The sequence below is a fragment of the Devosia litorisediminis genome (assembly GCF_018334155.1).
Lineage (GTDB): Bacteria > Pseudomonadota > Alphaproteobacteria > Rhizobiales > Devosiaceae > Devosia > Devosia litorisediminis.
Genome location: NZ_JAGXTP010000001.1, coordinates 1391142 through 1404199 on the forward strand (window position 1 = coordinate 1391142; position 13058 = coordinate 1404199).

Here is a 13058-nt window from a genome sequence, read left to right on the forward strand (position 1 = left end):
CCGAGGGAAAGCGGAGGGGCAAGGCCCAAGCGGGGAATATCAACGGCTGGGACGTGCGGTTGGGAGCGGTGTTGGCGCTGGCCGCGACCGTGTCTGCCACCAGATCAGAGACAATCCGGCAAGACCCAGGACGAGCTCAACGGCGCCTGCGACGATGAACCCGTCATGGGGCAGCCCATCGACGGCAAAGCCCAGCAGCCGCGACAACCCGTAGCTCAAATTGAACAGGCTGCCGAGCCAGATGGCCGGCTGTTGAAAATCGGTTCGGATAACGCCCAGTGTACAAAAGCCTGCCAGGCCCAGCATGAACAGGCCGGGCGCTCGCAACTCGTTGAGCAGGTCGACCTTGCCGCTCAGATCCAGACCATAACCGGCATAGAAGTTGACGGGCATGAACAGGATCATGGCCCCCAGGGCCAGAGTCAGGACGGCAATGACCGTGAGGTAGAGGCGGATGGCGCTTGTGATCTTCATGCTGCGCGGTGCCAGACGCCCGAAGCGGCGGTCGCTGTGACGTAATCCGCGAAGTCGCGCGGCGGCCGGCCCAGAGCGCGCTGCACACCATCGGCAAGCGCCTCGTTGCGGCCATCAAAGACTTCCTGGCAAAGCCTGGTCAGCAGATCGGCATAGCGCTGACCCAGCTCAGGCAGCAGGGCAGCGTGGAACTGCTCAAGCGTGATGGGCAGGTATTGCAGTTCGATCCCGGCGGTTGCTGCGATGACGGCGGCGGCCTCGGCGAAAGTGAGCAGGCGCGGGCCGGTGATTTCATACCGCTGGTTGGCGTGGCGCGGATCGGTCAGGGCTGCCACTGCGACATCGGCGACATCATCGGCATCGATGAAGGGTTCGCGGCGGTCGCCGGCGGGCATGGCAATCGTGCCAGAGAGGACGGAAGGCAGCAGAGTGCCTTCGCTGAAATTCTGGAAGAACCAGCTGGCGCGGACAATGGTGGTCTCGATGGGGGCTGCCATGAGGATGTCTTCGCTGCGCAGGGCATTGGTCTCGCCGCGGCCCGAGAGCAGGACGAGGCGTTTCAGGCCTGCGGCGACTGCCAGATCGGTAAAAGCCTGGATGGCTTGGGGGGCGCCGTCTTCTGCCAGGTCGGGGACATAGCTGACAAAAGCTGTTTCGGCACCGGCAAGCGTGGCGGCCCAGGTGGTGCGGTCGTCCCAGTCAAAGGCCGGAGTGGATCTGCGCGAGGCGGGGCGAACGGGATAGCCGGCCTGGGTCAGGCGGGCGGCGACGCGACTGCCGATCTTGCCGGTAGCGCCGATGACGAGGATGGGGATGCTGGACATACTGAAAATCCTTGGGTGTTTGCGATGTCCACAAGATGATCGGATGCAGCGGGACTAACAATGATGATTTGTCGCTCTAAATATGCGGGTCGTCCAGAAGTGTGGACGTTTTGCTGCTTTTAGGCTAATCGTCCTGCATGAGTGATGTGCATTTCCAACCGCCGCCATTGACCGATCCGCTGGGTGAGGTGCTGCATATGCTGCGCCTGACCGGGACATTGTATTGCCGTGCCGAGATGACGGCGCCGTGGGGTATCGAGATGCCCCAGCTGCCCGGGGCGATGCTGTTCATGATCGTCACTTCGGGGCGGGGCTGGCTGCGCATGCGCGATATCCCGCCGCAAATGCTGGAGCAGGGCAGCATGGTGTTGCTGCCGCATGGCACGAGCGTGGAGCTGGCCAGTTCGCCGGGCGCTGCAACCACACCGCTGTTCGATATTCCCTCGACCAAGGTCAGTGAGCGCTATGAATTGATGCAATGGGGCGGCGGCGGTGCGCTGATGCGGGCGACCACCGGGGTGGTGCAGTTTGATCATGTGGCGGCGCAGCGCCTGATTTCGCTGTTGCCACCGGTGATCCGGGTGGATGCCTGGGATGAGGATGTTGATAGCTGGATGCAGAGCACGCTGCGGCTGATTGCGCGCGAAGCGGCAGCATTGCGACCCGGTGGCGAAACCGTGATGACGCGGCTGGCCGATATCATGGTGATTCAGGCGCTGCGGCGCTGGCTGGATACGGCCCCAGAGGCCAATCTGGGGTGGCTGGCAGCGTTGCGCGACCCGCAGATCGGGCGCGCGCTGGCGCAGATCCATCGCGGCGCAGCAGAAGACGTCAGCGTGGCGGGGCTGGCCGATATCGCCGGCATGTCACGCTCGGCGTTTTCGGCGCGGTTTACCGACATGGTGGGGCAGCCGGCCATGCAGTATGTCACGCAATGGCGGCTGCATCTGGCGCGTGCGGCATTGTTCGAGAGCGGGCAGCCGGTCGGGGTGATCGGCGCGCGGGCAGGCTATAATTCGGAGGCCGCGTTTGGGCGGGCGTTCAAGCAGTTCTTCGGGGTGTCGCCGGGCGCGGCGCGGCGCGAGGCGATTGCGCGCTAGTCGTGGCGCAGACGATCCAGCGCACCCTGCAGGATGTAACTGGCGGCCAGTTTATCGACGACCTCGGCGCGGCGGTCGCGGCGCATATCGGCCTCGATCATCATGCGGGTGACGGCACTGGTCGAGAGGCGCTCATCCCAGAAGGCGATGGGCAGGGTAATGCGTTGGGCCAGGCTGCGGGCAAAGGCGCGGGTCGATTGCACGCGCGGACCTTCGGAGCCGTCCATATTGAGGGGCAGGCCCAGAATGATGGCGACAATGGTGTTCTCGGCAATGAGTTCGTCGAGCCGGATGGCGTCGGCAGTGAACTTGGTGCGCTTGATGGTTTCGAGCGGGGTGGCCGAGTAGCGCATGCCGTCCGAGACAGCCACGCCAATGGTCTTGGTGCCCAGGTCGAGGCCCAGAATCTTGCCCCGGGGGGGAATCGCCGCCAGTGGATTGGCGTATTCTTCGGTCATGTCGTGCTCGCTTGCCACAATGGTGGTGTCCTATAGGGTGCGGCGGCATTTGGCGACTGGAAAGCGGCGATGAAACTCACCTGGTTCGGCGGCACGACCGCCCGCATTCACATTGGCGGCGTGATTCTGGTGATCGACGCCGCCGGGGCACCGGCACAGATTGTCGCCAGCGAGCTGGTGTCGGGCGCCGACTGCGTGGTGGAGAATTTCGGCGCTGGGCTTGAGGCGGTCGATAGCGCCCAATGGCGGCCCCGCAAGGCGCAGCGTCCGCTGGATGAAGAAGCCACAGAGCCCGCGGTGGCGTGCTGGCAGGCGGGACCGGGGGCTCTCTTGGTCGAGGCTCCCGGGGAGCCGGTGCTGTTGCTGATCAAGGGCCCTGTGCCCGAACTGGGCCGCTGGGCCGATGGGGCCGTGGTGGTGTTGTTTGGCGATGGGGAAGCCTTGAGCGGTGCCGGGCAGGCGGTGCTGGCGGGGCGCGGGCCGCGCCTATTGGCGCTGGCCGGTGACGAGGCGGCACTGGATCAGGCAATAGGGGCGTTACGCGATGTGTTGGACGGTGCGGCCCTGCTGGCGCTGGAAGCCGGGTTGGCTGTAGAAATCTGATCCGACGCATCAGCCATTTTCATTGTCTTTTGTGCCGCACGGTTGTTATTGAAGCGGCAAATACGATCCTTGTGGAGTTAGCTATGTCCGTCGACGCCAAGACCGTTAAGCGCATTGGGAGCCTGGCGCGCATCCGCATTGAAGACGATGAGGTTGGCGCCTATCAGGAAGAGCTCAATGCGATCCTGGGTTTCGTCGAGCAGCTGAGCGAAGTCGATGTTGAGGGTGTGGCCCCGATGACCTCGGTAATGCCGATGACATTGCGCCTGCGCGACGATGTGGTCAGCGACGGCGAGTACCCCGAAAAGATCGTCGCCAATGCGCCACTGAGCGAAGACAATTTCTTCATGGTGCCCAAGGTGATCGAATAGATGAGCATCAGCATCGCCCTTGAGACGGCGTTGCAGGATGACGTGCGCGGGCTTGTGGCCCAGCTCAATGAGCATCTGCTGCCGCTGTCACCGCCCGAATTCCAGTTCAAGATGAGCGTGGAACAGATGTCGGGTGTCGATACCAGCGTTTTTGTGGCGCGCGATGAGGCCGGCACGGCAGTAGGCATGGGGGCTCTGAAGGTGCACTCGAGCGCACTGGGTGAGGTCAAACGCATGTTCACCCTGCCAGAAGTGCGCGGCCAGCGTGTGGGTACGGCCCTGTTGGCGGCCATTATCGCGCTGGCGCGCGACAAGGAGCTGGCCACGGTGATGCTGGAAACCGGAACCGGCCCAGGTTTCGATGGTGCGCACCGACTTTACGAGCGCAGCGGCTTTGTGGCTCGCGGCCCGTTTCTGGACTATCCTGACAGCGAATGGTCGGCGTTTTTTGAAATGCCGCTGACCGTGGCGCAACCGGCCTAGGCCGACCTGACGACGACCAATTCATCCGGCGCGATTGCGCCGAACCGCTACGACCTTTCTGAGCGAGATCCGTTTTGACTGACCTGACCAAACTGAGCCTGGCCGCCGCCCGCAAGGGCCTCGTCGACAAGAGCTTCACCTCGAGCGAATTGACCGGGGCGTATCTGGGCGCGATCGATAAGGCCAATCCCAGCCTGAACGCCTATGTTGCGGTCACGGGTGAGCAGGCGCTCGAGATGGCCAAGGCCAGCGACGAGAAGCTGGCCAAGGGGCAGGGCGGCACGCTTGAAGGCATTCCGCTGGGCATCAAGGACCTGTTCGCCACCAAGGGTGTGCACACCCAGGCTGCCAGCCACATTCTGGATGGCTTCAAGCCGGAATACGAATCAACCGTGACAGCAAATCTGTGGCGCGACGGCGCGGTGATGTTGGGCAAGCTGAACATGGATGAGTTCGCCATGGGCTCGTCCAACGAAACCAGCTATTACGGCAATGTGATCAACCCGTTCCGCGCCGAAGGCAGCAATGCCAATCTGGTGCCTGGTGGGTCTTCGGGTGGTTCGGCTGCGGCCGTGGCTGCCTGGCTGTGCGCTGGTGCGACGGCGACTGATACCGGCGGTTCGATCCGCCAGCCCGCAGCCTTTACCGGCACGGTCGGTATCAAGCCGACATATGGCCGTTGCTCGCGTTGGGGCACGGTGGCGTTTGCTTCCTCGCTCGATCAGGCCGGCCCGATTGCCCGCTCGGTTGAAGATGCGGCGCTGATGATGACCTCGATGTCCGGTTTCGACGCCAAGGATTCGACCAGTGTGGATATGGCCGTGCCTGATTTTGCTGCTGCCGTTGAGCGTGGCGTAAAGGGTCTGACCATTGGCGTGCCGCGCGAATACCGCCTTGAAGGCATGCCCGCCGAGATCGAAAAGCTGTGGCAGCAGGGCCTGGACTGGCTCAAGGCAGAGGGTGCCACGGTCAAGGATATCAGCCTGCCGCACACCAAGTATGCCCTGCCAGCCTATTACATCGTGGCACCCGCCGAGGCGTCGTCCAATCTGGCGCGCTATGACGGCGTCAAGTATGGCCTGCGCGTTACCGGCAAGGACATTACCGACATGTATGAGCTGACCCGGGCGGCCGGGTTTGGCCGCGAGGTGAAGCGCCGCATCATGATCGGCACCTATGTGCTGTCCGCCGGCTATTTCGACGCCTATTACGTCAAGGCGCAGCAGGTCCGCACGCTGATCAAGAAAGACTTTGAAGACGCCTTCCACGCTGGTGTCGACGCCATTCTGACCCCAGCCACACCCTCTGCCGCGTTCGGCATTGGCGATGAGGCGATGGCCAATGATCCGGTCAAGATGTACCTCAACGACATCTTCACGGTGACGGTGAACATGGCTGGTCTGCCCGGCATTGCCGTGCCGGCGGGCAAGGATGGTCAGGGGCTGCCACTGGGTCTTCAGCTGATCGGCAAGCCGTTTGATGAAGAGACGCTGTTTGCCACGGCGCGGGTCATCGAACGCAGCGCCGATATGGATTTCTCCCCCAAGCCCTGGTGGTAGGCCGCAAAGGCGCTACTTGATCGTGGGGCTGTTCCACCTTATCTGGCGCAGATGCACAAACTGAAACTGGTAGTGACGCCGCCGCGTGCGGCGTCGGGGCCAACAAGAGTATCTCCGATGGCCACTGACGTTTTCACGACCCAGGACTGGTCCGAACCACCCAAGGATCTCTCCATGCCGCTGCAGGCGCTGTGGTGGCTCAAAAAGGGCGAGTTGCGGGTTGGACCCGAGTGGGAACAGGCGCACAATATTGTCCAGGCGATGGAAGGGGTGCAGGCGTTCGACTGGGTGCATGCCCTGATGCACTGGATTGAAGCCGATATGGGCAATGCCGACTACTGGTATCGCCGGGCTGGCAAGAAGCGTGCGACCGCGAGCGTGGCCAGCGAGTGGGAACACATCGCAGCGGTGCTCAGCGATATCACGAAGCACTAAAGCGCAGCTTGCCGCGCAGGATCAGCGCGCCGGTGACGATATACCAGAGCGTTTGTGGCCAGGCGGCCAGCCGTTCGACAGTGCCGCGCCCCCCCAGATAGATCTCCGCCACATAAAGCACGAAGCCGAGCAGGGCCAGAACGCCTGTGGTCAGGCTATAGATGGCGAATGCACGGTGCGTCTGCCAGACGACCTTGGCCATCAGCATGAAGCCGAAGCAGGCCAGCCCCAGCGCCAGGGCAGCGCCAATCACATGCATCGCCGGGATGGTGTCGAGCGGGAAGGCGCCCGCCAGCATGGTGCCGTCGCCGCCCAGCGCGAGCAGCCATAATGCAGCAATCTTGAGTTTTGTCTGGGGCCAGAGATCGCGGGTGAACCAGACGCCGAGCACGACCAGTACACCGTTGAGCGCCATGCCCAGATTGAACACCAGGCTGAGCGGAGAGCAGACCGGCATGATGCCGTCAGGCGCCGGATTGAGATAGGTGCCGCAACTGGTGACGCCGAGCAGGCTGATGTCGTTGGTGAGCATGGAATAGCCCGGCCACGCCGCCTGGGCGACGAACTGGGCAATGAAGAACTCGACGGTGAGCAGCCAGAAAATGGCGCCTAGGCGAATCTGGCCGGGCATGAGGGTCTCCGTGTTGTGCGGAGTGGGCCGGGCCGCACGGGCAAAGTCAAATCACGAGCTTGATGGAGGGCACCCAGAGCGGCCCTCGGAACTGGTCCGAGGGCTCTTTGGTAACGCTGAGGCTACCGGTTGTCATATTCACTGCGGACCAGTTCCAGGCCGCGTCGGGTGATTCGGTAGGGCTGCCCATTGCAGGATTTGATGGCCTTCCTGGCCTTGAGTTTTTTGAACAGCAGCATGGTGCAGGTGTTCATCAACCAGCCTTCGCGGTTGAACATTTCCAGGCCTACGGTCTTGCCAGCCTGGTTGCGGGTGAGCGCAATACAGCCACCCTGAGCGAGGGCATGGAGCACCCGCTGTTCGTCTCTTGAGATATCCATTGAACGTCTGTCGCCAAATGGCGCGGCAGTACAGCCACGCATAAACGCTATCAGCGGCCGGCATCACGCCCGGCGGCTGACTGGTTCATTTATGCCTCGTCACAATTGAACGAGGCTTTAGCGGGCTTCAGACTGAGTAGACATGCGGGTTTGATATAGGAGCAGGCTTATTTTGCACAAGTAGGGCGGTTGAAATCATCGCCCGGTCGGTGCAAACCAGCAACAGCCCAAGAGGACTGGAACCTGCCGTGACCACTCAAGCCGCCCCTGCCGACTGCCAGACCAAGGACGATGTCCGCGCCGAAATCGACCGGATCGACGGTCTGTTGCTGAACCTGTTTGCCGAGCGGCACCGCTATGTGACGCGGATGGCCGAGATCAAGACGGATCCCCATGAGGCGCGTGATCCAGCGCGCATCGAGGCGGTGATCGGTAAAATCCGCGAGCGCAGTTTGGCTCTTGATCTTGATGAAGATCAGGCCGAACTTGTATGGCGGACCCTGATCGACTGGAACATCAATTACGAGAAGGGCATCATCGCGGCGCGGCGCCGCGGATAGCGGAGGTCACCATGCCAGGCATCACCATTCGCAAAGCGGACAGCGCGGATGCCAGGAGACTAGCCGATATTGCCTTTCAGGCCTGGGAACACGGGATTTACCCATTGCTTGCGGCGCAGCCGGGGCTGCGCGAATCCGAAAAGTACCGGCTGACCCAGGTGGTGGCCGAAACGATCAGCCGGATCATCGTGGCGGAGGTCGACGGGATCGTGGTGGGCTGGTGCTCGCGGGCGGCGCGGCGAAGCTACATTCCCTATCTGTTCGTAATGCCCGAATTGCAGCGCAACGGGCTGGGCTCGGCGCTGCTGCGGCGCATGGAATCAATGCTCGAGCTGGCTGGTGCCGAGCGGGTCCATCTGGAGACCCCAGCGGACAATGTACCGGCGGTGCGGTTTTACGAAAAGCAGGGCTACCGCATTCTGGCGCTGCGCTCGGATGGTCGCGACGCGCATGAGCCGTTCATGAGCGTGCATCTGGAAAAGCGGCTGCTGCCCTTTGATGGTGACCTGGGACACGAGGATTAGCGCAGCCAAAGGCGCTCAAACCATTGCATCAACACGGCTCAGGCTCTATGCGTTTGGCATCGTTTCGCCTTGCCTCGCAGGATGCTCAATTGACCCTCATCGACACGCGCACGCCCAATCCCAAGAGCTTCATTGCCGGTTCGACCGGTGACTGGGAAGTCATCATCGGTATGGAAGTGCACGCGCAGGTCACTTCCGAGAGCAAGCTGTTCTCCGGTTCGTCGACGGCCTTCGGCAATCCGGCAAACGCCAATGTCTCGTTTGTGGACGCGGGCATGCCGGGCATGTTGCCCACCATCAATATCGAATGCGTGCGTCAGGCCGTGCGTACCGGGCTGGGCCTGAAGGCCAAGATCAACAAGCGCAGCGTGTTTGACCGCAAGAACTATTTCTATCCCGACCAGCCGCCGGGTTACCAGATCTCGCAGTACAAGGATCCGATTGTCGGCGAGGGTGTGGTGGCGCTCGACATGAATGGCGATCAGGTCGAGATCGGTATCGAGCGCGTGCATCTGGAAACCGATGCGGGCAAGCTGCTGCATGACCAGCACCCCAATATGAGCTTTGTCGATCTCAATCGTGCCGGCGTGGCGCTGATGGAGATCGTCAGCAAGCCCGATTTGCGGTCGTCCGAGGAAGCCAAGGAATATCTGGCCAAGCTGCGCTCGATCTTGCGCTATCTGGGCACCTGCGACGGCAATATGGAGCAGGGCTCGATGCGCGCCGACGTCAATGTCTCAGTGCGCCGCCCGGGCGGTGAATTCGGCACGCGCTGCGAGATCAAGAATGTGAACTCGATCCGTTTTGCCGGCCAGGCCATCGAGTTCGAGGCGCGGCGCCAGATCGATATTCTTGAAGATGGCGGCACCATCGACCAGGAAACGCGGCTGTATGACCCCAAGGCGGGCGAGACGCGCTCAATGCGCTCCAAGGAAGATGCGCAGGACTATCGCTACTTCCCCGATCCTGACCTGCTGCCGCTTGAATTCGACGATGCGTTCGTGTCGGCGCTGGCCGATGGCCTTCCCGAGCTGCCAGACGAGAAAAAGGCGCGTTTCATCAGCGATTTCGGCGTGACGCCCTATGATGCGATGGTGCTGACGCTCGACCGCGAAACGGCGGATTACTTCGAGTCGGTTGTGGCCTTTGGTGGCGCCAAGCGCGATGGCAAGGCCGTGGCCAATATGCTCAATGCCGACGTCGCCGCGTTTGCCAACAGCCAGGGCCTGGCGATCTGGGAAACCCATTTGCAGCCCAGCCAGATTGCAGGGATTGTTGATCTGATGGCGGCAGGGACGATTTCGTCCAAGGGCGCCAAGGACCTGCTGCAGGTGATCATCGCCGAAGAGCCCGAGGGTGAGCCCGCCGAGATCGTCGAGCGTCGCGGCATGAAGCAGGTGACCGATATGGGCGCCATTGAAGCGATCGTGGATGAGATCATTGCCGCCAATCCCGAGCAGGTCGAAAAGGTCAAAGCCAAGCCGACCATGATTGGCTGGTTTGTCGGTCAGGCGATGAAGGCTTCGGGCGGCAAGGCGAACCCGCAGGCGCTCAATGAGCTGATGAAGAACAAGCTCGGCATCGAATAGCGCCTGGCGCACGCAGATACGAAAGCGGCCAGTGGAAACACTGGCCGCTTTTTTTTGTTCTCAGGGATTGGGATCGTGGCCCGGTTCGGGCGGCAGCTCGGGCTGGATGGTGGGCTGCGGCTCCTCGACCGGCGGGGCCACGGGCAGCTCGCGCGGCTGCGGTGGCACCGGATCGACCGGCTGCGGCTGAGCCGGCTCGGGCTGCGGGGTGACCTCCGGGGTCGTGGTGGGATCGATATCGGGGGTCTGATCGGGGTCGGACTGGGTCATCAAGATGCTCCTTTGGACAAGGAACGTGTGATGGCCCGGCTTGTTCCGATCAGGTGGCGACGCGGCGCCAGAGTTTGCCGATGCGGCCATCAATCAGCAGCAGGCCGGTAAAGATGACGAACATGCCCAGAATCTGGATGGGCAGGACCGTTTCGCGCAGCACTGTCACGCCCAGAATTACCGCCGAGATGGGGGCGATGAAAGTGGTCGTGGCGAAGTTGGTCGGGCCGACGCGCGGCAGGATGCGATACATGACCTGGAAGGTGAAGGCTGTCGACATCAGGCCGATGGCAATGGCCGCCAGCCAGGTTTCGGGGCGCACCATGACGGGCGTGCCCTCGGTGATGAAGGCGACCGGAATGGAGACAGTAGCGGCGCCAGTGAGCGCGATGGAGGCCAGTGCCGTGGGTTCAATGGCTTTGAAGCTGCGGGTGATGTTGAGCGAGAGCGCGTAGCACAGCGTGGCCAGCAGGCAGGCGCCAATAGCCCACAGGCGCGAATCGCCGCCCGTGGAGAGGGCGGGCCAGGCCAGAATGAAGGCTCCGGCAAAGCCGACGGTGACGCCGGTCATCTTGATGCGTGAGGCCTTTTCGCCGCCGAGCCAGAAATGGCTGACGATGACGGTGACCAGCGGGGTCAGCGCATTGATGATGGCGGCAACACCACTGGCGAGATTGGCCTGGGCGAGGGGGAACAGGGCGAAGGGAATGGCGTAGGCCAAAATGCCCAGCCCACCCAGCTTGATCCAGAGCATGGGATCGCGGGGGATGGGTTTGCGCCGCAGCAGCAGGAAGACCCAGCAGCCAATGGCGCCAATGCCAACGCGGAACGAGGTGACCCAGATGGGGCCGATTTCGCGGATCAGCACCGCATTGAAGATGAACGAGCAGCCCCAGATGGCGCCGAGCATTATGATCAAGAACCAGTCACGGCGTTCCATTGCGGTCTCCTTCGCGGGGGCACGCTATGCCCGCAGGGAACAAAGGTCGAACCGATTTTGACGATACAGCCATCAATTTTGGTGATGGGTCCGCCAGGGGCGGAATGGCTCAGGTTAGGGCAGCGATCTGGCCGGAAGCGAGCAGCCGCAGCGCTTCGGGGTATATGCGGTGCTCCTGGACTAGTACGCGCGCTGCAAGGCTGTCGGGGGTGTCACCGGGCAAAACGGGCACTTGGGCCTGAAGGATAGGCGCGCCTTCGTCGAGACCGGGGGTGACGAAGTGGACGGTGCAGCCATGGGTGGCGGCCCCATCGGCAAGGGCCCGCGCGTGGGTGTCCAGACCCTTATAGAGCGGCAGCAGCGAAGGGTGGATGTTGATCATCCGACCGGCCCAGTGATTGACGAAGTCCGCGCCCAGAATGCGCATGAACCCGGCCAGACAGACATAGTCGACGTCCCAGCTTTCCAGCGTCTGGGTCATGACGTCTTCGAACATGTCGCGGCTGGGAAATTTGCTCTGCGCCAGCGAGGCCGTGGCGATGCCGTGTTCGGCTGCGGTCACCAGACCAGCCGCGGCGGCGCGGTTGGACAGCACACCGACGATTTCGGCGGGGTAATCGGGGGCCTGAGCGGCGGCAATCAGGGCGGACATGTTGGAGCCGCGGCCCGAGATCAGAATGCCGACGCGCTTGCGGGTCACAGCGAGAGCGCGCCTTCGAAGGTCACGGGCTCATCCGTGCGGTCGGTAAGCTTGCCAACCACCGCAGCGATTTCGCCAGCAGCGTTGAGATGGGCGACCAAATTGTCGGCATCGGCGGGGTCAACCGCCACCAGCATGCCGACGCCGCAATTGAAGGTGCGCAGCATTTCGTGCTGATCGACACCGCCGACCTTGCTGAGCCAGCCGAAGACCTTTGGCACGGTGATGGCGCTCAGGTCGACATGGGCGGCGAGATGGTCGGGCAGCACGCGGGGGATGTTGTCAATGAAGCCGCCGCCGGTGATGTGGGCCAGTGCCTTGATGCCCAGTCCGGCCTTGAGGGCCGAAAGCAGGGACTTCACATAAATGCGGGTCGGGGTCAGCAAGGCTTCCGACAGCGGGGTGCCCGGTGCGAACGGGGCATCAGCGGTCCAGTCGAGGCCGGAAAGGTCGACGATCTTGCGGACCAGCGAATAGCCATTGGAATGGACGCCCGAGGAGGCGATGGCGACCAGCGTATCGCCAGCGGCAATGTCGGGGCGGGGCAGCAGGGTGCCACGCTCGGCGGCGCCAACGGCAAAGCCCGCCAGATCATAATCCTTGCCCGAATACATGCCGGGCATTTCAGCGGTTTCGCCGCCGATCAGCGCGCAGCCAGACAGGCGGCAGCCTTCGGCGATGCCCGAGACAATGGCGGTGCCCTGTTCGACGTCCAGCTTGCCGGTGGCGAAGTAGTCCAGGAAGAACAGCGGCTCGGCGCCCTGCACGATAATGTCGTTGACGCACATGGCCACCAGGTCCTGCCCGATGGTGGAATGGTTGCCCGTATCAATGGCGATCTTGAGCTTGGTGCCGACGCCGTCATTGGCTGCAACCAGCACCGGATCGGTGAAGCCGGCGGCCTTGAGATCGAACAAACCACCAAATCCACCGATCTCGCCGTCGGCGCCCGGGCGACGCGTGGAGCGTACCGCTGGCTTGATGGCTTCGACCAGTGCATTGCCGGCATCGATGTCGACGCCTGCCTGCTTGTATGAAAGTCCGTTTGATGTCAGGTTTTGCTTGTCAGACATGGACTTCGGACCTCTATGGGGAAAGCGTGCGCAAAGCCGTCACCGGATGAGCAAGGCGGTTGCCAACTCCGGAGCCGGAAGTTA

General features: G+C 62.6%; 18 protein-coding genes. 9 read left to right on the forward strand and 9 right to left on the reverse strand.

Annotation, left to right across the window (positions count from 1 at the left end; all coding sequences use genetic code 11):
• Positions 1–39: 39 nt before the first annotated feature.
• Both KD146_RS06675 and KD146_RS06680 read right to left on the reverse strand, forming a co-directional pair.
• The gene (locus KD146_RS06675; protein ID WP_212657931.1) at positions 40–474 is read right to left on the reverse strand and encodes a DUF4345 domain-containing protein; all 435 of its coding nucleotides are present in this window, start codon (positions 472–474) and stop codon (positions 40–42) included.
• Complete coding sequence (locus tag KD146_RS06680; RefSeq protein WP_212657932.1) at positions 471–1298, reverse strand: SDR family oxidoreductase; 828 nt, start codon at positions 1296–1298, stop codon at positions 471–473. The genes KD146_RS06675 and KD146_RS06680 overlap by 4 nt, the downstream gene beginning before the upstream one ends.
• Positions 1299–1435: 137 nt before the next feature.
• Here KD146_RS06680 and KD146_RS06685 point away from each other — a divergent pair, with 137 nt between their 5' ends.
• Entirely contained in the window at positions 1436–2398 is a 963-nt protein-coding gene (locus tag KD146_RS06685; RefSeq protein ID WP_212657933.1) for an AraC family transcriptional regulator, read from the forward strand.
• Here the strand turns inward: KD146_RS06685 and ruvX are convergent.
• Entirely contained in the window at positions 2395–2856 is a 462-nt protein-coding gene (ruvX, locus tag KD146_RS06690) for a Holliday junction resolvase RuvX (protein ID WP_212657934.1), read from the reverse strand. The genes KD146_RS06685 and ruvX overlap by 4 nt on opposite strands.
• 69 nt (positions 2857–2925) lie before the next feature.
• On the opposite strand from ruvX, the gene KD146_RS06695 reads away from it, so the two are divergent.
• The 5 genes from KD146_RS06695 (at position 2926) to KD146_RS06715 (ending at position 6307) form a co-directional block, all read left to right on the forward strand.
• The gene (locus KD146_RS06695; protein WP_212657935.1) at positions 2926–3459 is read left to right on the forward strand and encodes a hypothetical protein; all 534 of its coding nucleotides are present in this window, start codon (positions 2926–2928) and stop codon (positions 3457–3459) included.
• 83 nt (positions 3460–3542) lie between these two features.
• Complete coding sequence (gatC, locus tag KD146_RS06700) at positions 3543–3830, forward strand: Asp-tRNA(Asn)/Glu-tRNA(Gln) amidotransferase subunit GatC (protein WP_212657936.1); 288 nt, start codon at positions 3543–3545, stop codon at positions 3828–3830.
• On the forward strand, positions 3831–4313 hold the full coding sequence (locus KD146_RS06705; protein WP_212657937.1) for a GNAT family N-acetyltransferase: 483 nt from the start codon (positions 3831–3833) through the stop codon (positions 4311–4313). It abuts the gene before it with no gap.
• Between the two features lie 74 nt (positions 4314–4387).
• The gene (gene gatA / locus KD146_RS06710) at positions 4388–5872 is read left to right on the forward strand and encodes an Asp-tRNA(Asn)/Glu-tRNA(Gln) amidotransferase subunit GatA (protein ID WP_212657938.1); all 1485 of its coding nucleotides are present in this window, start codon (positions 4388–4390) and stop codon (positions 5870–5872) included.
• Positions 5873–5989: 117 nt separating this feature from the next.
• Positions 5990–6307, forward strand: coding sequence for a hypothetical protein (locus KD146_RS06715; protein ID WP_212657939.1), 318 nt, complete (start codon positions 5990–5992; stop codon positions 6305–6307).
• Here KD146_RS06715 and KD146_RS06720 read toward each other — a convergent pair.
• Both KD146_RS06720 and KD146_RS06725 read right to left on the reverse strand, forming a co-directional pair.
• A complete protein-coding gene (locus tag KD146_RS06720; protein WP_212657940.1) occupies positions 6294–6938 on the reverse strand; it encodes a DUF998 domain-containing protein in 645 nt (214 codons plus the stop codon). The two genes, KD146_RS06715 and KD146_RS06720, sit on opposite strands and share 14 nt — an antisense overlap.
• Before the next feature lie 122 nt (positions 6939–7060).
• Positions 7061–7318, reverse strand: a complete 258-nt coding sequence (locus KD146_RS06725) for a YjhX family toxin (protein WP_212657941.1) — start codon at positions 7316–7318, stop codon at positions 7061–7063.
• 248 nt (positions 7319–7566) lie between these two features.
• On the opposite strand from KD146_RS06725, the gene KD146_RS06730 reads away from it, so the two are divergent.
• From KD146_RS06730 to gatB, 3 genes are all read left to right on the forward strand, one after another.
• Complete coding sequence (locus KD146_RS06730; protein ID WP_212657942.1) at positions 7567–7878, forward strand: chorismate mutase; 312 nt, start codon at positions 7567–7569, stop codon at positions 7876–7878.
• Positions 7879–7889: 11 nt separating this feature from the next.
• Complete coding sequence (locus tag KD146_RS06735) at positions 7890–8402, forward strand: GNAT family N-acetyltransferase (protein WP_212657943.1); 513 nt, start codon at positions 7890–7892, stop codon at positions 8400–8402.
• A gap of 89 nt (positions 8403–8491) precedes the next feature.
• Complete coding sequence (gene gatB / locus KD146_RS06740) at positions 8492–9991, forward strand: Asp-tRNA(Asn)/Glu-tRNA(Gln) amidotransferase subunit GatB (protein ID WP_212657944.1); 1500 nt, start codon at positions 8492–8494, stop codon at positions 9989–9991.
• Positions 9992–10051: 60 nt separating this feature from the next.
• Here the strand turns inward: gatB and KD146_RS06745 are convergent, their stop codons facing one another.
• From KD146_RS06745 to purM, 4 genes are all read right to left on the reverse strand, one after another.
• Positions 10052–10261 (reverse strand): hypothetical protein, encoded by a 210-nt coding sequence (locus tag KD146_RS06745; RefSeq protein ID WP_212657945.1) that lies wholly within the window; start codon positions 10259–10261, stop codon positions 10052–10054.
• A gap of 49 nt (positions 10262–10310) precedes the next feature.
• Positions 10311–11201, reverse strand: coding sequence for a DMT family transporter (locus KD146_RS06750; RefSeq protein WP_212657946.1), 891 nt, complete (start codon positions 11199–11201; stop codon positions 10311–10313).
• A gap of 109 nt (positions 11202–11310) precedes the next feature.
• The gene (gene purN, locus KD146_RS06755; protein ID WP_212657947.1) at positions 11311–11901 is read right to left on the reverse strand and encodes a phosphoribosylglycinamide formyltransferase; all 591 of its coding nucleotides are present in this window, start codon (positions 11899–11901) and stop codon (positions 11311–11313) included.
• Entirely contained in the window at positions 11898–12974 is a 1077-nt protein-coding gene (gene purM, locus KD146_RS06760) for a phosphoribosylformylglycinamidine cyclo-ligase (RefSeq protein WP_212657948.1), read from the reverse strand. Before purM ends, purN begins: the two co-directional genes overlap by 4 nt.
• Positions 12975–13058 lie beyond the last annotated feature (84 nt).

Bases quoted from the DNA above. Each gene is read 5' to 3' on its own strand.
- KD146_RS06685 (WP_212657933.1), top strand. From the start codon at position 1,436: ATGAGTGATGTGCATTTCCAACCGCCGCCATTGACCGATCCGCTGGGT.
- KD146_RS06720 (WP_212657940.1), bottom strand. From the start codon at position 6,938: ATGCCCGGCCAGATTCGCCTAGGCGCCATTTTCTGGCTGCTCACCGTC.
- purM (WP_212657948.1), bottom strand. From the start codon at position 12,974: ATGTCTGACAAGCAAAACCTGACATCAAACGGACTTTCATACAAGCAG.
- KD146_RS06750 (WP_212657946.1), bottom strand. From the start codon at position 11,201: ATGGAACGCCGTGACTGGTTCTTGATCATAATGCTCGGCGCCATCTGG.
- KD146_RS06695 (WP_212657935.1), top strand. From the start codon at position 2,926: ATGAAACTCACCTGGTTCGGCGGCACGACCGCCCGCATTCACATTGGC.
- gatC (WP_212657936.1), top strand. From the start codon at position 3,543: ATGTCCGTCGACGCCAAGACCGTTAAGCGCATTGGGAGCCTGGCGCGC.
- KD146_RS06745 (WP_212657945.1), bottom strand. From the start codon at position 10,261: ATGACCCAGTCCGACCCCGATCAGACCCCCGATATCGATCCCACCACG.
- KD146_RS06735 (WP_212657943.1), top strand. From the start codon at position 7,890: ATGCCAGGCATCACCATTCGCAAAGCGGACAGCGCGGATGCCAGGAGA.
- KD146_RS06705 (WP_212657937.1), top strand. From the start codon at position 3,831: ATGAGCATCAGCATCGCCCTTGAGACGGCGTTGCAGGATGACGTGCGC.
- KD146_RS06680 (WP_212657932.1), bottom strand. From the start codon at position 1,298: ATGTCCAGCATCCCCATCCTCGTCATCGGCGCTACCGGCAAGATCGGC.
- ruvX (WP_212657934.1), bottom strand. From the start codon at position 2,856: ATGACCGAAGAATACGCCAATCCACTGGCGGCGATTCCCCCCCGGGGC.
- KD146_RS06725 (WP_212657941.1), bottom strand. From the start codon at position 7,318: ATGGATATCTCAAGAGACGAACAGCGGGTGCTCCATGCCCTCGCTCAG.
- KD146_RS06715 (WP_212657939.1), top strand. From the start codon at position 5,990: ATGGCCACTGACGTTTTCACGACCCAGGACTGGTCCGAACCACCCAAG.
- KD146_RS06675 (WP_212657931.1), bottom strand. From the start codon at position 474: ATGAAGATCACAAGCGCCATCCGCCTCTACCTCACGGTCATTGCCGTC.